The following is a 19990-nucleotide window of genomic DNA, read 5'->3' as shown; positions in this document are numbered from 1 at the left end:
CGTGTTTCGAGTGGAGTAAGGGCGATGAAGGCGATTATCGTCGGTGGCGGCATCGGTGGTCTCACTACCGCTTTGATGCTGCGCTCGCGTGGCCTGGACTGCGAGATCTTCGAGCAGGCCGACACCATCCGTGAGCTCGGTGTCGGCATCAACACGCTGCCCCATGCGATGCGCGAGCTCGCCGGGCTCGGGCTGTTGCAGAAGCTCGACGACGTCGCGATCCGCACCGACCAGCTCTATTACCTCAATCGCCACGGCCAGGAAGTCTGGCGCGAAGCGCGCGGCATCGATGCCGGTCATGACGTGCCGCAATTCTCGATCCACCGCGGCCGCCTTCAGGGCGTCATCCATCGCGCCGTCGAGGAGCGGCTCGGCACGGACGCAATCCACACCGGTTGCCGCCTCGGCGCCTTCACGCAGGACGAGGGCGGCGTCACCGCCTATTTCTTCGATCGTGCCGGTGCGCACATCCATACCGTGCGCGGCGATATTTTGATCGGCGCCGACGGCATCCATTCGCGCGTCCGCGAGACGTTGTTTCCGAACGAGGGACCGCCGTGCTGGAACGGCCTGATGCTGTGGCGCGGTGCGCGGGATTGGCCGCTGTTCCTCACCGGAAAATCGATGATCGTGGCCGGTGGGCTCAACGCCAAGGTGGTGATCTATCCGATCGCGGAGGGATCGAGCCCGGCGAGCCGGCTAACCAATTGGGCCGTGCTGGTCAAGGTCGGCGAGGGCAATGCCCCGCCGCCGCGGAAAGAAGACTGGTCGCGCCCGGGCCGCCGCGAGGAGCTGATGCCGCATGTGGCGCGCTTCTCGGTGCCCTATGTCGACGTGAAGAGCCTGATCTCGGCGACGCCCGAGTTCTACGAATATCCGACCTGCGACCGCGATCCCTTGCCTTACTGGTCGTCCGGCCGCGTCACGCTGCTCGGTGACGCCGCGCATCCCATGTATCCGGTCGGCTCGAATGGCGCCTCGCAGGCGATTCTCGATGCCCGCTGCCTTGCCGATGCGCTGGTGCGTGCCGAGCATCCGCGTCAGGCGCTGCTCGAATACGAGAAGAAGCGCCTGCCGATGACCGCTGACATCGTCCGCTCCAACCGGCGCGGCGGTCCCGAGGGCGTCATCGACGCCGTCGAGCAGCTTGCCCCCGACGGCTTCGACAATGTCGATAACGTCCTGAGCTATTCCCAGCGCGAGGCGATCGTGCGGGGCTATGCCACGAAGGCAGGCTTTGCTGCCGTGCCCGGCCTGGCGGCCGTACGCGCCTGATTTGAGCTGTTAGCCGGCGCCGGGAGGCGGCGGCAGGAAGTGGATGTTGAACTCGGCGGCCATCGCCACCACGTCCTCCGGCTTCTGCTCCTTCATGTTGTGCAGACCCCAGAACAGGTCGAACAGTTTTTTGGTCGGCGAGACCCAGAACAGCACCTTTGCGGTCTGCTCCGACTTGTTGAAGATGCCGTGCGGCACGCCCATGCCGAGGCGGATCAGATCGCCTGCGGTCGCCTGCGCCTCCGAATTGCCGAGCATGAAGTCGAGCTTGCCCTCCAGCATGTAGAGATACTCGTCCTGGTCGGGATGGATGTGCGGCGGCACGAACGTGCCCGGCGGCAGGGTCGCGTGCCAGGAGAAACTGTGCTCGGTCTTGCTCTTCGGCACATAGGTCTGGCCAAGGATGTTCCAGGAAATGCCCTGGATCCCCTCATTGGCCCGCGTGATGCCGGTGATTTCGCTGCTCATTGAAGTCCTCCCATAACGTGCCGCGCGGCCTCAGTTCGCCGCCTTGCAATCCTTGGCATAGCGGTCGCCGTAGTTCTCGAAAACCTTCTGGACGATCTCGGTCTGGAATTTGCCGTCCGGACGCTTGGCGACCTTGGTCAGGTAGAAGTCCTGGATCGGATAGCCGTTGGTGTTGAACTTGAACGAGCCGCGCAGCGAGGTGAAATCGGCCTTCTTCAGGGCAGCCGCGACGGCGTCCTTGTTCGAGAGGTCGCCCTTCACGCCCTTGACCGCGCTGTCGATCAGCATCGCGGCATCATAGGCCTGGAAGGCGTAGGTGCCGGGCACGCTGTTATAGGCGGCTTCATAGGCCGCGACGAACTTCTTGTTCTGGGGGTTGTCGAGATTGGGCGCCCAGTTCGCTCCGCCGAACATGCCGACCGCCGCATCCTGCTGCGCCGGCAGCGTCGATTCATCCACCGTGAAAGCCGAGAGCACCGGAATGCTGTCGGCAAGACCCGCTTGCCGGTACTGCTTGACGAGGTTGACGCCGAGGCCGCCCGGCATGAACGTGAACAGCGCATCGGGCTTCTGCGAGGAAATCTTGGACAGCTCCGGCTGGAAGTCCAGCGTGTTCAACGGCATGTAGGATTCTTCGACAATCTCGCCCTTGTAGTCGAGGTTGAAACCGGCAACCGAATCCTTGCCGGCCTGATAGTTCGGCACCATCAGGTACATCCGCTTGTAGCCGCGATCCTGCGCCACCTTGCCGAGGATCTCGTGGACCTGATCGTTCTGATACGAGGTCACATAGAAGAACGGGTTGCAGTCCTTGCCGGCAAACGTCGACGGACCTGCATTAGGGCTGACCAGGAATACCTTGGATTCCGTCACGGGGCGGTGGATCGCCTGGAGGATGTTGGAGAAGATCGGGCCGACCACGAAGTCGACCTTGTCGCGTTCGAGCAGGCCCTTGACCTTGGTGACCGCCGCATCCGGCTTGAGCTCGTCGTCAACCACGACGACCTCGACGTCGCGGCCGCCCATCTTGCTGCCGAGGTCCTTCACCGCGAGCGCAAAGCCGTCGCGCACCTGCTGGCCGAGCGCGGCGGCGGGTCCCGACAGGGTCACGATCACGCCAAGCTTCAGCTTCTCTTGGGCGAGGGCAGGGCTCATCGCGGTGCCGAGCAGCAAGGCGGCCGCAGCCAAGGTCGTTTGCGTCTTCATGATCTGTCCCCCGTGACATCAGGGCCTGCGCCGCAAGCCGCGTACTCCAATCCAAGCTTATGCCGATGATGGCGGCCGCGGCAAGCAAAGTGCACGGCGTCGCCATCCAGCGCGCAGGGCGCATGCAAACTGCGCGCCAATTATTTGAAGCCTAAAGAAATTCGCGTGCGGTCGATTGTTGCAGCTTTGGACTTGCGGCCGGCGCGGATTTATTTGAAGCTCAAAACGTTGGGGAATCCGCGCCGACGCCAATGCCGGCCGTGAGTGACTGCACCGAGATGCTCGATTCCGAGACCAAGGCCGTCGAAACGCCGGAGGACCATGCCGAAGAGCTTCGGCTGTGGCTGCGCCTGCTCACCTGCACGACCCTGATCGAGGGCGAGGTCCGCGGCCGGCTGCGACAGCGCTTCGACGTCACGCTGCCCCGGTTCGATTTGATGGCACAGCTCGACAAGGCGCCCGACGGCATGACGCTGTCCGACGTCTCCAAGCGCATGATGGTGTCCAACGGCAATGTCACCGGCCTCGTCGAACGTCTCGTCGAATCCGGCCATCTCGACCGGCGCACCTCGGATACCGACCGCCGCGTCCAGGTGATCCGCCTCACGAAGCTCGGCCGTGCCGAGTTCCGCAGGATGGCCGCAGAGCACGAGACCTGGATCGCCGATCTCTTCGCCGACCTGACGCCGAAAGACGTACGCGAACTGATGCGCCTCCTCGCCAAGACCAAGGCGTCCGCACAAAAATCGGCCGCGCGCAGGCGGCCCTGAGCCCGCATCCGGGCCGGCCCCTCCAATCCCCTTTTGCCGCAGGAAAAAGCACGCCGTGCCCAAAATCGCCTATTGCGCCAAATTGTTTTAAGCCTAAAATGTTTTTCCAGATAGTGCTGCCGGGTGCTTTCCATGCGCAAAGGAGCGTGCGATGGCCAACGCCGCCAAGGTTCAAGTCTCGGGCTCGCATGACGGCAACGCCGCGACAGCCCATGTCGATACATTTGCGCGGCAGCATCTGCCGCCGCCGGAGCTGTGGCCCGAATTCATCTTCACGCGGCCGGAGCTGCATTACCCGCCACGACTGAACTGCGTCAGCTATTTCCTCGATCGTTGGGTCGAGCAGGGCCATGGCGATGCGCCATGCGTGATCAGTCCGGCCGTCAGCTACAGCTATCGCGAGCTGCAAGCGCTGGTGAATCGCATTGCCAATGTGCTGGTCGGCAAGCTCGGTCTCGTCACCGGCGAGCGCGTGCTGCTCCGCTCGGCCAACAATCCCATGATGGTTGCGACCTATCTCGCGGTGATCAAGGCCGGCGGCATTTGCGTCGCGACGATGCCGCTGCTGCGCGCCAAGGAGCTGTCCTATCCGATCCAGAAAGCGGCGATTACGCTCGCGCTCTGCGACGGAAAGCTCTCCGACGAATTGGAGAAGGCGAAAGCCGCTGCGCCCGGTCTCAGGCACGTGGTCTATTGGGGCAATGGCGCGGCCAATTCGCTCGAGGCGCTGATAGCGGACGCGAGCCCAGAGTTCACTGCCGTCGATACCGCCGCCGACGACATCTGCCTGATCGCCTTCACGTCGGGCACGACAGGCGATCCCAAGGGCACCATGCATTTCCACCGGGACATGCTGGCGGTCTGCGACGGCTATGCGCGCAACATCCTGCGCGCCGAGCAGAAGGATCGCTTCGTCGGCTCGGCGCCGCTCGCCTTCACCTTCGGCTTCGGCGGCGTGCTGTTCCCGATGCATATCGGCGCCTCCTTCGTCGTGCTGGAGAAGACGACGCCCGACGACATGCTGTCGGCGATCGAGCAGTACAAGACCACGGTCTGCTTCACGGCGCCGACCGCGTACCGGGCCATGATCGGCAAGCTCGCGGGCCGGGATATCGCCTCGCTGCGCAAATGTGTCTCGGCTGGTGAGACATTGCCAAAACCGACATTCGAGGCCTGGCTCAAGGCCACCGGCATCAAGCTGATGGACGGCATCGGCTCGACCGAGATGCTTCACATCTTCATCAGCGCGACCGAGGACGAGATCCGGCCCGGTGCGACCGGCAAGCCCGTTCCCGGCTATGAGGCCAAGATCGTCGACGATGACGGCCATGACGTGCCGCCGGGCACGATGGGGAATCTTGCGGTGCGCGGGCCGACCGGCTGCCGCTATCTCGCCGACGAGCGGCAGCGCAAATATGTCCGGCATGGCTGGAATATCACCGGCGACACCTATCTGATGGATAGCGACGGCTATTTCTGGTACCAGTCGCGCTCCGACGACATGATCGTGTCGGCGGGGTACAACATCGCGGGTACGGATGTGGAGGCGGCGTTGCTGACGCATCCCGCGGTCGTCGAGTGCGGCGTCGTCGGTGCGCCGGACGAAGCGCGCGGCATGATCGTGAAAGCCTATGTCGTTGCCGCGCCCGGCGTGACGCCGGACGCTCAGCTCGCAACCGAGTTGCAGGAGCATGTGAAGCGCGAGATCGCGCCGTACAAATATCCGCGCGCGATCGAGTTCGTGACGCAGCTGCCGAAGACCGAGACCGGCAAATTGAAGCGCTTTGCCCTCAGGCAATTGGCGCGGGCGGCAGCGACGTCCTCGGGCGTCGCCGCAGAATGAGATGAGGATCAAGAATTGTCCGTGACGACGCCGAAAGGCCCACAGCTCGCGGTGCTGCCGACCGCAGCCGAGAACGGCACCCGCCGAGGCGCGCAGGTGCTCCAGCCCTCGGGCTGGCCGATGCCGAAGGGCTACGCCAACGGCATGGCCGCCGAGGGGCGCATCGTCGTGACCGGCGGCGTGATCGGCTGGGATGCCGAGGAGCGTCTTGCCGACGGCTTCGTCGCGCAGGTCGCCCAGACCCTGAGCAATATCGCCGCGATCCTGGCGGAAGCTGGTGCCGGGCCCGAGCATCTGGTGCGCCTGACCTGGTACGTCGTCGACATGGACGAGTACCTGACGAACCTGAAGGAGCTCGGCAGGATCTACCGTGCCGTCTTCGGCGCGCACTATCCGGCGATGGCGCTGGTTCAGGTCGTCCGGCTCGTCGAGAGGGCGGCACGCGTCGAGATCGAGGCCACCGCCGTCATTCCCCGCTGAATTCGCTCAGCTCGCTTTGGCGAGGTTGTCGTCCTCCGGCGAGTTCAGGTAGACACCCGACATGGTGTCGACCCAGCACAGATGATCGTGCACCTTCTTCACGCCCTCGACGTTCTCGGCGGCAATAACCGCGGCCTGCCGCGCTCGTTCCTCGGTGATGACGCCACTGAGATGAACGATGCCGTCGCGGACGATGACGTTCAGCCCGTACGGGCACCAGTCGTTCTTCTCCATGGTGTCGATGATGCGTACGCGAATGTGATCATCGTCGGCGGTCGGATCCGGTACCTCGCGGGCGAGACCCGCCACCGCCTGTAGCAGGTTGGCCCGCGAGACGATGCCGACGACCTTGTCGCCGCGCACCACCGGCAGGCGCTTCACGTGGTTCCGTTCCATGAGATCGACGATCTCCGCGAGTGCCGTATCCTCGGTGATGGTGACAGGCGAGGGGGTCATCACCTCCGCGACCCTGCGGCCGTGCTCGTGGACAAAGTCGCTCGCGGACTGGCCCGGCCCGAGAATGAATCGCAACCAGCGTCCCCGCTTGCGCCCGGTGCCGATTTCGCTGCGGCGAATGAAATCCCCTTCCGAGACGACGCCGACCAGCTTGCCGGCATCGTCGACCACCGTGAGGCCGCTGACGTGCCGCGACAGCATGATGTTCGCGGCCTCGACGATGCTGGTGTCGGGGGTAACCGAGATGACCGACCGGGTCATGATCTGGTGGGCGCGCATGGCAAAGCTCCGAGGGCTCGTTGAATGTTGAAGGAGAGCCTAGCTCCGGCGCCGCGATGAGGTTTGACCCAGGTCAAGTGGACGAAGCCAGTCCTGCCTGGTTGAGCAATTTTGATCCGTTCCCAGAATTGATGCAGCTCAAGCTGCTCCAAAGCGCCGGAGCATATCCTGCCGCGAACATACATCAGCGCGCAGGAACCTTCCGTCATGAGCGTCGTGCAGATACTTTCGCGAGCCGGGCAGCCGGTGGCGCCGGGATCCCCCGTCGAGCCTGCTGCGCGTGCCGCTTTCCCCGAGGGACCGGCCGTAAGGCCGGTCGCGGACTTGCAGCCTCAGTCAGAGCCATACCCGCTCGACCGCGCATTTCACGCGATGCTGGCTCGGTTCACCGGCGGAATTTCACCGGCCGCCCTGTCTCTGGCCTGGCTCGACTGGAGTTCGCATCTCGTGGTTGCGCCGCAGCGGCAGATGGAGATCGCCCATAACGTCCTTCGCGACAGCGGCCGGTTCCTGGAAGCGTCAGTGCACGCGACCTCGCCGGGCCAAAAGCCGTGGTCGGTGATCCAGCCGCGGTCGCGGGATCGACGCTTCAGGGAGCCGCAATGGGAGGCCGCGCCGTTCAATCTGCTGGCGCAAGCATTCTTGCTCGGAGAGCGCTGGTGGCACGACGCCACGACCGGCGTGCGCGGCGTGTCGCGCGCGAACGAAGCCATCGTCGAATTCTCGGTCCGCCAGATGCTCGACATGCTGGCGCCGTCGAATTTCGCCGCGACCAACCCGGAGGTGCTCGAGAAAACATTGCGGAGCGGCGGAGAAAATTTCGTCTTCGGCTGGCAGAACTGGTGCAGCGATCTGATGCGCATGCTCTCGCTTGCAGCGCCGGCCGGCGACGCGCAGTTCGTCGTCGGGAAGACGGTTGCCGCGTCTCCCGGAAAAGTCGTCTACCGCAACGAGCTGATCGAGCTGATCCAGTACCATCCGACGACCGCGCAGGTGCGGCCTGAGCCGATCCTGATCGTTCCGGCCTGGATCATGAAATACTACATCCTCGACCTGTCGCCGGAGAATTCGCTGGTCAAATATCTGACCGGGCAGGGCTTCACCGTGTTCGCGATCTCCTGGCGCAATCCGGATGCAAAGGATCGGAACGTCGCCTTCGACGATTATCGCAAGCTCGGCGTGATGGCGGCGCTGGACATGATCGGGCGGATCGTGCCGGGCCGGACGACCCATGCGCTCGGCTATTGCCTGGGCGGCACGTTGCTGTCGATCGCAGCCGCCGCGATGGCGCGCGATGGCGACAAGCGGCTGGGCACCATCACCCTGCTTGCCGCGCAGACGGATTTCACCGAGGCGGGCGAGCTGACGCTCTTCATCAACGAGAGCCAGGTTGCCTTCCTCGAAGACATGATGTGGCAGCGCGGCTATCTCGACACGGCGCAGATGGCCGGTGCATTCGCGCTGCTGCGCTCCAACGATCTGATCTGGTCGCGGCTGTCGCGCGATTATCTGATGGGAGAGGCAGCGCCGCCGAGCGACCTGATGGCCTGGAACGCCGACGCCACACGGCTGCCTTATCGCATGCATTCGGAATATCTGCGCAAGCTGTTCCTCGACAATGATCTCGCCGAAGGCCGCTATCGCGTCGACGGCAGGAGCATTTCACTCTCCGACATCCATGCGCCGTCGTTCGTGGTCGGCACGCTCGCCGATCACGTTGCGCCCTGGCGATCCGTGTACAAGATCCACTATCAGGTCGATGCCGATGTGACGTTCCTGTTGACCAGCGGTGGACACAATGCCGGCGTCGTCGCGCCACCGGACGAGCCCGGGCACAGCTATCAGGTCATGACCAAGGCTGCGGATGCGCCTTATGTCGGTCCGGAAGAGTGGCTGAAGCTCGCGCGGCATGTCGAGGCCTCGTGGTGGCCGGAATGGGCGCAATGGCTGGCGGCGCGCTCGGGTGAGCCCTGCGCCCCGCCCCAGATCGGGGGCGATCTACCCGACGCGCCGGGGCAACATGTGCACACCTAATCCTCAGGCTCGGCATTCGGCGCGAGGTCGGAGGAGCGGAACGGCTTGGCCTTGTCCAGTTTGCGGTAGGCTTCCACGGCGGTTCGCAGCAGCTTCTTTTCCCGCTTACGGTTGAGGAAGCGGATGTGCGCCTCGGGGACGGCCTCGTTCAAGGATGCCGCCAGCGTCTGCCCCCGCGCATCGTCGTTCAGCTGTCCGAGGGACCGTTGCGCCTTGCGCAATTGCTTGAGGATCGACTTCTGCTTCGTCAGCGATTCCTCGGCAAAAAGATCCTGGAGCGATTCGATCGAATAGGTCAGCCGCTTGTTGAGAAGCCGCAGCTTGTGCCGTTTCTCGACGTCGAGCTTGCGGAGTTTGCGCGCTTTCTTGAGCAGCGTCTTTTCCCACTCCGTCAGTTTCGCCGTGGCATGGTCGGCGAGCGTGCAGCGGCGCAGCCTGATGGCCTCCTTGCTGCGCCGGGTCGACCAGGGGCCGTGCTTGATCCAGGCCGAGGTCTGCTCGACGAGGCGGCGATACCGGGCCGATTGCAGCGCGCGTGCCAGCAGGCGGTGGCTCTCGGCGCGCTTCTCGTCCCAATGCTGGAGCTCGGCGATCACGGCGAGCTCCTCGCCGCTTTCGGCGACGACGCGTTCGATCGCCACGTCGAGGTCCCGCACCATGCCGAGCTGGCTGTTCAGCCATTTCAACTCGGTCCAGACGCTTGGCCGCAGCGCGTCGTCGACCATGGGCGCGAAAAATCGGATCGCGGTGCGCAGATGCGTCAGTGCGATCCGGATCTGATGCAGCGCCTCCGGATCGCCGCGGCATGTGCCCTCATGCTGAGCGAGGACGGCATCGAGATGGCGGCGGGCAATGATCCGGAATGCAGTGTCGCAGGCCATGCCCGGGCTGAGGCGGCCGGGCAGGTCGCCACGTCGCGCCGCGGGCTTGGGGCGCGCGGCCGCCGTCGAACTCTTGGTGGGTCGCGCCATCTTAGCCCGCGCCAATCAGATTCCCTATTTGCCCTCAGCGATCGCGGCGCGGCAGCGCTCCAGCGTCTGCGCTTGTGTCCCGGATGCATCGATGGTCGCCCAACCGACATGACCGATATTATAGTGCTCTTGCAGCGCGGCAACCTCTTGCGTGGCGTCAGAAGCGTCGGCTTGACGGCCGCCGATTCGCGTCTGACGGGTGGCGAGGTCTGCGATCAGGAATAATCCGTTGAGCGGCGCGCCGCAGGCGTGGGCCAAGGCGGCGAGGTCGTCCCGTTCGGATTCGCGCGCAAAGACCGCGTCGACGATGGCAGAATGGCCTTGCGCCAGCACCTGCCGGGCGCGCTGCATCAGCACCTCGTAGACCCGCGCCGTCACCTCGGGCCCATACGCGGAGGGCGGCAGCCGGTCGGTATGCCCGACCTGAAACAATTGCTTGCGGATGACGTCGCTGCGCAGCACGACGGCGCCCGGCTCGGGCGCCACGGTAGGGGCCAGTGCACGGGCGAGGACCGACTTGCCGGCGCCCGACATTCCGCCAACCGCGATCAGGCGAGGGGCGGGCGGATGGATCAACGCCCGGGCAAGGTCGAAATAGCGACGCGCTTCGTCGAGAACTCCGGTACGCTCGGCATCTGGCCGATTGAGCCGCGCCAGCGCCACCTGCGCACGGATCGCCGCGCGGATGGACATGAACAGCGGCAGCGCGGCCAGTGCGTCGAGCATTTCGACGGGCGCCATCGTCAGATACTGGTTCAGCACTGCGTTGGCCGCGTTCGCCTGGCCGTAGCGCAGCAGGTCCATCAGCGCGAACGCGAGATCGTAGAGCACATCCACGGTTGCCATCTGCGCATCGAACTCGATCGCGTCGAACAGGACGGGCCGGCCGTCGATCAGCACGATATTGGCAAGGTGCAAGTCGCCATGACAGCGGCGCACGAAGCCACGGCGGCCACGCTCCTCGAGCGTGGTGCGGACGCGCAGGAATATCTCGTGTGAGGCCTTGCCAAGCTGCTCGATCGCCGCCGCCTCGAGATGGTCGCCGGCGCGCAGCCCGGTGCTGTTGCCGTCGATCAGGTGGGGAATCGAAGTGATCCACGCAGCACCGTCCGCGATCGTCGCTTGCGCATGCGAGCCTGCGATCGCGTCCGCGATGGCTGCGGCCAGCTCCGCATCCAGCGGGCCCGCCTTCGCCAGATGATCCAGCGTGCGGCTTTCGTCGAACCGGGACATGTCGACCGCATACTCGATCGGCCGGCCGCTTCCGCCGACCTGCACCGAGCCGTCCGGCTCTTCCGTGATCGCCACGACGCGATGATAGATCTGCGGGGCGAGCGGCCGGTTGATCCTGATCTCCTCCTCGCAGGCTGCCTTGCGCTTTTCGAGCGTCGAGTAGTCGAGGAACGGAAATTTGACAGCTCGCTTGATCTTCAGCGCGCGTGTCCGATCGAGAAACACCGAAGCTGCGTGGGTGTCGATCCGGTCCACGCCGGGACGCGCGCCGAGCGCCTGGAAGACCCGTTCCTGGGTAGCAGAATCATCCGTCATCTCTGGGGGCATGTCCCGATAGGTCGGCGAACGCTGAAGCGCCAAGCTAACCCTTAGAGCCGGATCGCGGCCAGTCCTTGACATCAATCAAGGCGCGCCGTCGGCGGCTGGTTCCTGCCTTGAGAAGGATCAAGGGTCCCGACGAAAGGCAGCGTATCCTAACCGGCAAGGAGAATCCCGATGCCCATCAAGGATGTCTTTCTGCCGCTTGTAGGCCAGCCGCGCGGGCCGACGCTCGCAGCGATCGAGAAATGCGTGGCGGTGACCGCCGACCTCGGCGCCAGGATCACCGCGCTCGCGCTTGAGGACGAAGTTTTCGTGCGGCCGAAAGTCATACGCCCCGGCGATCCGGAGCCCCCGGAGGCCAGCGGTTCGATCGAGCTGGGCGACACGGAGCAACTCATCAGCGCCTTCAGCCATGCAGCCGCCCGCGCCAACGTTCGCGCCCAGAGCCGATCGGCCAAGGTGCCGGCAGACCAGCTCGCCTTGACCCTGGCCGAGCATGCGCGCTTTGCCGACCTCACCCTGGTCCCTGTAAAGCCGCATGACAGCCGAACGGAGCACATCATTGAAGCGCTCCTGTTCGAATCGGGCCGGCCGCTGCTGCTCTGCCCGGAACAGCATGTGGACGAGCTGCGACCGGAATTCGAGAATGTCATGATTGCCTGGGATCACTCCGCCCGTGCCGCACGGGCCGTCGGTGACGCGTTGCCCATACTTCAGGCCGCTGCGTCCGTACGGGTGCTCACGGTGACGGACGACAAGACCGAGGCGATCGCCCAATCCGGCATGAGTCTCGTCGATCATCTCAGGGAACATGGGATCCACGCCACGTTCGAAACGACGGAGGGCGGAGGCAGCTCGACCGGAAAGGTGCTCGGAAGCTGGGCGAATTCCCATGCCATCGACGCCATCGTGATGGGCGCCTACCATCATTCGCGCCTGAACGAGATCGTGTGGGGCGGTGTGACAAAGACCGTCATTGGCGAGCCACCGTGCTGGGTTATGATCTCCTACTAGGCGCGGACCAGTCTTTCGACCTGACCTTCAACCATCGGAACCACTAGCGGCCGGGCGCATTTGCTGTCATGTCCACCTATCGCCTGAAGAATCTGCTGTCGCCACGTTCGGTCGCGCTCGTCGGTGCGAGCGCCCGCCCGGTCTCAGTGGGGCGCGCCGTTCTGGAGAACATCCGCAAGGCGGAATTCAAGGGGCAGTTCGGCCTCGTCAATCCGCGCCATGCCGAGATTGCCGGCATTGCGGCGGTGAAAAATCTGAACAAGCTGCCTTTCGTCCCCGAGCTCGTGGTGATCACCGCGCCGGCGCGCGAGGTTCCCGGCATCATCGACCAGGCGGGACGTCGCGGCTCGGCCGGCGCGCTGATCGTCTCGGCCGGGCTTGGTCATGGACCGGGATCGCTGCAAGAGGAAGCCATCGCCGCGGCCCGTAAATTCGGCATGCGGCTGATCGGGCCGAACTGCCTCGGCATCATGATGCCTGCCGTAAGCCTCAATGCCAGCTTCGCCGCGCACATGCCGGGGGCGGGAAATCTCGCGCTGATCTCGCAATCGGGCGCCATCGCGGCGGGCATGGTCGATTGGGCCGCGCAGCGCGGCGTCGGCTTCTCCGGCATCGTCACGATCGGCGATCAGATCGACGTCGACATTGCCGACCTGCTCGATCATTTCGCGATGGATTACAAGACCCGCGCGATCCTGCTCTATATCGAGGCCATCAAGGATGCCCGCAAATTCATGTCCGCGGCGCGCGCCGCGGCACGGGTGAAGCCGGTCGTCGTGGTGAAGTCCGGCCGCATGGCGCAGGGGGCGAAAGCCGCGGCCACCCATACCGGCGCGCTCGCCGGCGCAGACGCCGTTTATGACGCGGCGTTCCGCCGCGCGGGCGTGCTGCGGGTCTCCGATCTGCGCGAGCTGTTCGACTGTGCCGAAACGCTCGGCCGCGTCGAATCGCCGGCCGGAAAGCGCCTTGCCATCCTGACCAATGGCGGCGGCATCGGCGTTCTCGCCATCGATCGGCTGGTGGAGCTCGATGGAATTCCCGCATCCATCTCGGCCGACGCTCGCGCGAAGCTCGATGCGGTGTTGCCGCCGACCTGGTCAGGCGCAAATCCCGTCGATATCGTCGGCGATGCCGATGCCGCGCGCTATGCCGCGGCGCTGGAGGTGCTGCTCGCCGATTCCGACAACGACGCGGTCCTCGTCCTCAATGTGCAGACCGCGATCGCCTCGGCCGCCGACATCGCAGCGACGGTGACGGAGCTGGTCGGCAAGTACCGTAAGCAGCAGGGCCGATGGGCCAAGCCCGTGCTGGCCGCCTGGGTTGGCGCCGATCAGAGCATCAGTCAGGCGCTCTCCGGCGCCGGTGTTCCGAACTACCCGACCGAAGATGATGCCGTGCGCGGCTTCATGCATCTCGTGAGGCATCGCGAAGTGGTGGAGGAGCTGAGCGAGGTTCCGCCGGCGATGCCCGACACGTTCGTGCCCGATGCCCGGGCCGCCAGGCAGATCGTCACCGCGGCGATCGCCGACGGCCGCAAATGGCTCGAGCCCGTCGAGATCAAGCACCTGCTCGAAGCCTACGACATCGCGATGGTGCCGACCTATGCCGCCGGTGATGTCGAGCATGCGGTGGCTCGTGCGAATGAAGTGTTCGCGCAAGGCGCGACCGTCGTGCTGAAGATCATGTCGCGCGACATCACCCACAAGTCGGATGTCGGCGGCGTCGTGCTCAATCTGACCACGCCGGAGGCGGTGCGCGCGGCGGCGACCGACATTCTCGCCCGGGCGAGGAAGCTGCGTCCCGAAGCCCGCATCGAGGGCGTCATCGTGCAGGCCATGGTGGTCAAGGCCAAGGCGCGCGAGCTGATCCTCGGGCTTGCCGACGATCCCACCTTCGGCTCCGTCGTCGTGTTCGGCCGGGGCGGGACGGCGGTGGAGATCATCAACGACAAGGCGCTGGCGCTGCCGCCGCTCGATCTGCAACTGGCCCGTGACCTGATCGAGCGTACCCGCGTCTCGCGTCTGCTGAAGGCCTATCGGGACGTACCTGCGGTGAAGCAGGATGCCGTCGCCATGGTGCTGGTCAAGCTGGCCCAGATGGCGGCCGACATTCCCGAGATACGAGAGTTCGACATCAATCCGCTGCTCGCGGATGAGACCGGCGTGACCGCGGTCGATGCCCGCGTCGCGGTGGGGCCGCCGCAGCGCAAATTCGCCGGTTCAGGACCCGCCAATTTCGCCGTTCGCGCCTACCCGTCACAATGGGAGCGCCGCCTCGTGCTCAAGGACGACTGGCGCATCTTCGTGCGTCCGTTGCGTCCCGAGGACGAGCCGACCATCCACGAATTCCTGCGTCATGTCACTCAGCACGACCTCCGCCTGCGCTTCTTCGCGCCGATGAAGGAGTTCACCCACGAATTCATCGCGCGGCTGACCCAGCTCGACTATGCGCGTGCCATGGCCTTCATCGCGTTCGACGAGGCGACCAACGAGATGGTCGGCGTGGTCCGGCTCCATTCGGACTCGGTCTATGAGAGCGGCGAATATGCGATCCTGCTGCGCTCCGATCTCAAGGGCAGGGGGCTCGGATGGACGCTGATGCAGCTGATCATCGACTACGCGAAGTCGGAAGGGCTGAAGACCATCTCGGGCGATGTGCTTCAGGAGAACACCACGATGCTCGACATGTGCCGGCAGCTCGGCTTCGAGGTGAAGCCGGACCCGACCGAGCCGGAGATTTGCGACGTTCGGCTGAAGCTTCGCTAGGAGCGCGCCTCGGCCGACGTTGCACTGGCGGACTCGTTGGCCGTTTTCCGCAGGCTCTTGACGATGATCGCGATCAGCGGCACCAGCACCGGAACGATTGTGCTGAGCGGATGGTGAACCGCGCCTGACACCTGGGCCTGAAGCGCGCGCGCCTCGATCTGAAGCGCCTCGATGGATGCGCCGTGGATCTCGTTGGCGAGCTCGATGTCACGGCCGGACGGAGGACGACCGGCGATGACGAAGAGAATCCCGGCGATGAGGAAATTGACGGCCCCGAGAATGGCCGCCGCCGCGATGGCGCTCCAGATCTGGACCAGCGCGAAATAGGCCGACAGCTCCAGCATCAGCAGCCCGAATGCAGCGATCAGAGCCGCAAAGGCGCGGAGGCCGAGGCCCGTCAGCAGATGGCGCAGCCTGATGTCCGCAACGATCCTGTCGGTACGCCAGAGTACGCGCAGGTGTTTGACCATATTTTCCGTATTCACCTAGTGTCTCCTCAGCATGAAGCCGACGACCACGCCGAGCGCGAAAGCCGAGGCAAGCGACGTGATCGGGCGATCAGCAACCAGGCCCTGAAGCTGCTCCTGCTCGTCGCTGACGGTCTCGCCGAGCTCGGCAAGCGCGGCCTTGATCTGATCGGCGAGAGCTTCAGCCCGTTCTTTCGAGCTGTCGAACATTTCCTCGCCGGCGGTGCCCAGGAGGCGCGTGACGTCCACTTTCAGTGCGCGAAGCTCGTCGCTCATCCTGTCGCTGTCGAACATGGATCTCGGTCTCCATTGAATACAGAAGGAACTTAGGGCCGCCAGCGCGGCTGCGGTTGATTTGAGTCAAGAGGCGGCGCGCGATCCCGGTCTTGAGACAGGTCAAACCGGCCGTCACACCCTGGCCTAGAAATGCCGGTCGAATAGGGACCGGTTGTCCCGATGAGGTGAAGCGTGAGCACCGAACCGCTGTTGCTGGCAACGCCCTCCGGCGATGCGCTGAACCTGCGCCCGGAAGGGCCCTGGACCGCAGCCAATGTGTCGACGCTTGAAACGCTCTCCCGCTCGGTCGGGGCGGATGTCGATCGATCGGCAGCCGTGACGCTCGACATGTCGGGCGTCAGTGCGCTCGACACGCTCGGCGCCTGGGTCCTGGAGAAGCTGTCACGCCGGGCCGCATCATCCGGCAGATCGGCGGAGTTCGTCGGCGTCGCCGATCATTTCAGCGGCCTGATGGACGAGGTGCGCCAGGTCAACCGCCACACGCCACCGCCTGCGCCTGCGCCAAATCCGGTTCTGCTCAGGCTGGGCGATCTCGGCAAATCCACGGTCGGGGCGCGTGAAGACATCACGATCTTCCTGCAAATGCTCGGCGCATTGTTCATGGCCGTGATCGGCGTGCTGCGCCGGCCACGGTCGCTGCGGCTGACGTCCCTGGTCTACCAGCTCTACCGCATCGGCTGGCAGGCCATTCCCATCATCGTGCTGATCACCTTCCTGATCGGCGCCATCATCGCCCAGCAGGGCTTCTTTCATTTCCGCAGGTTCGGCGCGGAATCCTACACCGTCGACATGGTCGGCATCCTGGTGCTGCGCGAACTCGGCGTCCTGATCGTCGCCATCATGGTCGCGGGGCGGTCAGGCAGCGCCTACACCGCCGAGCTCGGCTCCATGAAGATGCGGGAGGAGATCGACGCGCTCTCGACCATGGGCCTCGATCCCGTCCACGTCCTGATCCTGCCGCGCGTTGCCGCCCTCGTCATTGCGCTGCCGATCCTCGCTTTCATCGGTTCGATCGCGGCACTCTATGGCGGTGGGCTGGTCGCGCAGTTCTATGGCGACATGGGGCCGGCGATCTACATCGCGCGGCTGCATGAGGCGATCTCCGTCACCCATTTCGAGGTGGGGATCCTCAAGGCGCCGTTCATGACGCTGGTGATCGGGATCGTTGCGTGCAGCGAGGGGCTCCGCGTGAAGGGCAGCGCCGAGTCGCTGGGACGGCAGACCACGACGTCGGTGGTGAAGTCGATTTTCCTCGTGATCGTGCTCGACGGCCTGTTCGCGATCTTCTTCGCCGCGATCGGAATGTGACGATGGACGCGACGCAAGAGGAGTTCGCGATCCGCGTCCGCGACCTCGTGGTCGGCTTCGGCCGCCAGACCGTGCTCAATCAACTGTCGCTCGACGTCCGCCGCGGCGAGATCCTCGGGCTGGTCGGCGCTTCCGGCGGCGGCAAGTCGGTGCTGATGCGGACCATCATCGGCCTCATTCCGCGCCAGGCCGGCACCATCGAGGTCATGGGACAGCCGATCGGCGGCCGCACTGAAGGCGCGGCCACGACATGGGGTATCCTGTTTCAGCAGGGCGCGCTGTTCTCCTCGTTGACGGTTCGGCAAAACATCCAGTTTCCGTTGCGCGAAAATCTGGTGCTGTCGCAGGAGCTGATGGACGAGATCGCGATCGCCAAGCTCGAGATGGTCGGGCTGCGGCCGCAGGATGCCGACAAATATCCGTCGGAGCTATCGGGCGGCATGACCAAGCGCGCGGCGCTGGCGCGCGCGCTCGCGCTCGATCCGCCGATCCTGTTCCTGGACGAGCCGACCTCCGGCCTCGATCCGATCGCCGCCGGCGATTTCGACGCGTTGATCAGGACCCTGCAAAAGACTCTGGGGCTCACCGTATTCATGGTCACCCATGATCTCGCCAGCCTCACCACCGTCTGCGACCGCGTCGCCGCGCTCGCAGACGGCAGGATCGTCGCGATCGGTCCGATGCGCGAGCTGCTGCAATCCGAGCATCCCTGGGTGCGCGCTTATTTCCACGGCAAGCGCTCGCAGATGCTGCAACACGAAATGAGATGAGACATGGAAACCCGCGCTCCCTACGTGCTGATCGGCAGCTTCGTGCTGGCCGCGATCGTTGCGGTATTCGGCTTCGTCTATTGGCTCAACAACACCGGCGGCATCGGCCCGCGCACGAATTACCACGTGCAATTCCAGGGACCTGTGCCGGGCCTGCTGGTGGGCGCCGGCGTGCTGTTTAATGGCATCCGCGTCGGTGAGGTGACCCAGCTTGGGCTTGCGCCGGACAATCCGCGCTTCGTCAATGCGACGATCTCCGTGGCCGCGACGACGCCGGTGCGCACCGACACCAAGGTCGGGCTCGACTTCCAGGGGCTGACCGGCGTGCCAGTGGTGACGCTGGAGGGCGGCATGATCGTCGCCAAATCCGGTGCCCCCCTGACCTTGATCGCGGAGGCGGGCGCAGGCCAGAGCATGACGCAGGCCGCGCGCGACGCGCTGCGGCGGGTCGACACTGTGCTCGAGGACAATTCCGGTCCGCTGAAGGACACCATCGCCAACCTCAGGACATTCTCCGACGGCCTCGCGCGCAACACCGGCAAGATCGACGGCATCCTAGCGGGGCTCGAGAAAATGACGGGGGGCGGAACGCCTGTGCAAAAGGTCACCTACGATTTGCGCGCGCCGCGAAATCCCGGGCCTGCCGGCAAGACGCTCTCGGGGTCACTGGCCATTCCCGAGCCGACCGCCGTCGCGATGCTCCAGACCCAGCGCATGCTGTTCGCGCCCAGCGGGGACAATCCGGGCTTTGCGGAATTTCTCTGGGCCGACAGCATTCCAAAGCTGGTGCAGGCGCGGCTCATCGACAGCTTTGAGAACTACGACATCGCGCATGCGCCGCTGCGCACGACCGAACTCGGGGCAGCGGACTATCAGCTTCTGATCGACATCAGGCGCTTCCGGATCGCCACCGAGGGCGAGACAAGGGTCGAGATCGGACTGTCGGCGCGGATCGTCGACAAGAGCGGCAAGGTGGTCGCATCGCGGCTCATTGAGGCCAGCGAAAAGCTCGACAAGGTCGAGCCGGCCGCGGCCGTCGCAGCGTTCGATGCAGCCTTCGCCCGCATCGCCAGGGAGCTGATCGGCTGGACGGTGCAGGCGGTCTAGCGCCGTGATCAGAGCAGGGCGGCCATGCCCGCAAAAATTTGATCTGCGTCAATCGGCTCTGGCGCAGTGCAGTAAAATGCAGTCCGCGCGGTGGACCCGGCCTGATGCGGAGGCCGCCGGCGCATGGAGCGGTGGATGAGAGCTTCCGTGGTGACGATCGAGCCGAACGGGCATTTCTGTAGCGACTGTGCCGTACGCGGATCGGCGGTTTGCGCGTCGCTGGATACAGCTGAGCTCCGGGAATTCGAGCATCTCGGCCGCCGCGTCCACTTCGCCGCGGGCGAGACCGTGTTCTCCGAGGAGGACATCGCGACTTCGTTCTACAACGTCCTCGAAGGCGTCATGCGGCTCTACAAGCTGCTGCCGGACGGCCGGCGGCAGATCGTGGGCTTTGCCTTGCCCGGCGATTTCCTGGGGATGAATATCTCCGGCCGCCACAATTTTTCGGCCGATGCGATCGGCGCGGTGACGGTGTGCCAGTTCGCGAAGACGCCCTTCGGCCGTTTCATCGAGGACCGACCGCACCTGCTCAGGCGCATCAACGAGCTGGCGATTCGCGAGCTGAGCCAGGCCCGCGACCACATGGTCCTGCTCGGCCGTCGTTCTGCGGACGAGAAGGTCGCGACCTTTCTGCTCGGCTGGCGCGAGCGGCTGTTCGCGCTCAAGGGGGCATCCGACACGGTTCCCCTTCCGATGAGCCGCCAGGACATCGCCGACTATCTCGGCCTGACCATCGAAACGGTCAGCCGCACCTTCACCAAGCTGGAGCGCCACGGCGCGATCGAGATCATCCAGGGTGGTATCGGTCTGCGCGATCCGGCGCGCGTCCGGGCTCTGGCCGCGGCCTGACGGGGGTTTTCGCGATGCTCGCGGATTTTTGATCCCGATCAATGACGCCGGCCGCCTGCGACAAATAATGCCCCCGG

General features: G+C 64.9%; 18 protein-coding genes. 11 read left to right on the top strand and 7 right to left on the bottom strand.

From position 1 onward, the window contains the following. Positions 1 to 24: 24 nt before the first annotated feature. Positions 25 to 1275, top strand: a complete 1251-nt coding sequence (locus WN72_RS33330) for a flavin-dependent oxidoreductase (RefSeq protein WP_092215925.1) — start codon at positions 25 to 27, stop codon at positions 1273 to 1275. Between the two features lie 9 nt (positions 1276 to 1284). On the opposite strand, the gene WN72_RS33325 is transcribed toward WN72_RS33330, so the two are convergent. Then, complete coding sequence (locus tag WN72_RS33325) at positions 1285 to 1743, bottom strand: cupin domain-containing protein (protein WP_092215923.1); 459 nt, start codon at positions 1741 to 1743, stop codon at positions 1285 to 1287. A 30-nt stretch (positions 1744 to 1773) separates the two neighbouring features. Beyond that, a complete protein-coding gene (locus WN72_RS33320; protein WP_092215921.1) occupies positions 1774 to 2949 on the bottom strand; it encodes an ABC transporter substrate-binding protein in 1176 nt (391 codons plus the stop codon). A gap of 251 nt (positions 2950 to 3200) precedes the next feature. Here WN72_RS33320 and WN72_RS33315 point away from each other — a divergent pair, with 251 nt between their 5' ends. From WN72_RS33315 to WN72_RS33305, 3 genes are all read left to right on the top strand, one after another. After that, positions 3201 to 3719: a MarR family winged helix-turn-helix transcriptional regulator gene (locus tag WN72_RS33315; protein WP_027562495.1), complete on the top strand. Its 519-nt coding sequence runs from the start codon at positions 3201 to 3203 to the stop codon at positions 3717 to 3719. Positions 3720 to 3870: 151 nt separating this feature from the next. Continuing rightward, complete coding sequence (locus WN72_RS33310; protein ID WP_092215919.1) at positions 3871 to 5562, top strand: benzoate-CoA ligase family protein; 1692 nt, start codon at positions 3871 to 3873, stop codon at positions 5560 to 5562. 21 nt (positions 5563 to 5583) lie between these two features. Next, positions 5584 to 6042, top strand: a complete 459-nt coding sequence (locus tag WN72_RS33305) for a RidA family protein (RefSeq protein ID WP_092216149.1) — start codon at positions 5584 to 5586, stop codon at positions 6040 to 6042. Positions 6043 to 6048: 6 nt separating this feature from the next. Here WN72_RS33305 and WN72_RS33300 read toward each other — a convergent pair whose 3' ends face one another. Further along, on the bottom strand, positions 6049 to 6777 hold the full coding sequence (locus WN72_RS33300; RefSeq protein WP_092215917.1) for a CBS domain-containing protein: 729 nt from the start codon (positions 6775 to 6777) through the stop codon (positions 6049 to 6051). A 207-nt stretch (positions 6778 to 6984) separates the two neighbouring features. Here WN72_RS33300 and WN72_RS33295 point away from each other — a divergent pair, with 207 nt between their 5' ends. Next, positions 6985 to 8811: a PHA/PHB synthase family protein gene (locus WN72_RS33295; protein ID WP_092215915.1), complete on the top strand. Its 1827-nt coding sequence runs from the start codon at positions 6985 to 6987 to the stop codon at positions 8809 to 8811. Here WN72_RS33295 and WN72_RS33290 read toward each other — a convergent pair. Both WN72_RS33290 and WN72_RS33285 read right to left on the bottom strand, forming a co-directional pair. Then, positions 8808 to 9782, bottom strand: a complete 975-nt coding sequence (locus WN72_RS33290) for a CHAD domain-containing protein (protein ID WP_092215913.1) — start codon at positions 9780 to 9782, stop codon at positions 8808 to 8810. The two genes, WN72_RS33295 and WN72_RS33290, sit on opposite strands and share 4 nt — an antisense overlap. Positions 9783 to 9806: 24 nt before the next feature. Beyond that, positions 9807 to 11330 (bottom strand): bifunctional aminoglycoside phosphotransferase/ATP-binding protein, encoded by a 1524-nt coding sequence (locus WN72_RS33285; protein WP_092215911.1) that lies wholly within the window; start codon positions 11328 to 11330, stop codon positions 9807 to 9809. 180 nt (positions 11331 to 11510) lie between these two features. Between WN72_RS33285 and WN72_RS33280 the strand changes: the two genes are divergently transcribed. Continuing rightward, the gene (locus tag WN72_RS33280; RefSeq protein ID WP_092215909.1) at positions 11511 to 12350 is read left to right on the top strand and encodes a universal stress protein; all 840 of its coding nucleotides are present in this window, start codon (positions 11511 to 11513) and stop codon (positions 12348 to 12350) included. Between the two features lie 68 nt (positions 12351 to 12418). Further along, positions 12419 to 15115 (top strand): bifunctional acetate--CoA ligase family protein/GNAT family N-acetyltransferase, encoded by a 2697-nt coding sequence (locus WN72_RS33275; RefSeq protein WP_092215907.1) that lies wholly within the window; start codon positions 12419 to 12421, stop codon positions 15113 to 15115. On the opposite strand, the gene WN72_RS33270 is transcribed toward WN72_RS33275, so the two are convergent. After that, the gene (locus WN72_RS33270; RefSeq protein ID WP_092215905.1) at positions 15112 to 15600 is read right to left on the bottom strand and encodes a phage holin family protein; all 489 of its coding nucleotides are present in this window, start codon (positions 15598 to 15600) and stop codon (positions 15112 to 15114) included. The two genes, WN72_RS33275 and WN72_RS33270, sit on opposite strands and share 4 nt — an antisense overlap. Next, the gene (locus WN72_RS33265) at positions 15601 to 15876 is read right to left on the bottom strand and encodes a hypothetical protein (protein WP_092215903.1); all 276 of its coding nucleotides are present in this window, start codon (positions 15874 to 15876) and stop codon (positions 15601 to 15603) included. A gap of 174 nt (positions 15877 to 16050) precedes the next feature. Here WN72_RS33265 and WN72_RS33260 point away from each other — a divergent pair, with 174 nt between their 5' ends. The 4 genes from WN72_RS33260 to WN72_RS33245 all read left to right on the top strand — a co-directional run bounded on the left by WN72_RS33260 (position 16051) and on the right by WN72_RS33245 (position 19913). Further along, positions 16051 to 17187, top strand: a complete 1137-nt coding sequence (locus WN72_RS33260) for an ABC transporter permease (protein ID WP_092215901.1) — start codon at positions 16051 to 16053, stop codon at positions 17185 to 17187. A 2-nt stretch (positions 17188 to 17189) separates the two neighbouring features. Then, positions 17190 to 17957, top strand: a complete 768-nt coding sequence (locus WN72_RS33255) for an ABC transporter ATP-binding protein (RefSeq protein ID WP_167380795.1) — start codon at positions 17190 to 17192, stop codon at positions 17955 to 17957. 3 nt (positions 17958 to 17960) lie between these two features. Beyond that, positions 17961 to 19064 carry an ABC-type transport auxiliary lipoprotein family protein gene (locus WN72_RS33250; RefSeq protein ID WP_092215896.1) on the top strand — a complete coding sequence of 368 codons (1104 nt, stop codon included), beginning with the start codon at positions 17961 to 17963 and terminating at the stop codon, positions 19062 to 19064. Positions 19065 to 19199: 135 nt separating this feature from the next. Continuing rightward, complete coding sequence (locus tag WN72_RS33245; protein ID WP_092215894.1) at positions 19200 to 19913, top strand: helix-turn-helix domain-containing protein; 714 nt, start codon at positions 19200 to 19202, stop codon at positions 19911 to 19913. Positions 19914 to 19990 lie beyond the last annotated feature (77 nt).

It is taken from the genome of Bradyrhizobium arachidis (assembly GCF_015291705.1).
GTDB classification, from domain to species: domain Bacteria; phylum Pseudomonadota; class Alphaproteobacteria; order Rhizobiales; family Xanthobacteraceae; genus Bradyrhizobium; species Bradyrhizobium arachidis.
The sequence above is the reverse complement of the archived record's forward strand: the minus strand, read 5'-3'. Positions and strand labels throughout refer to the sequence as shown.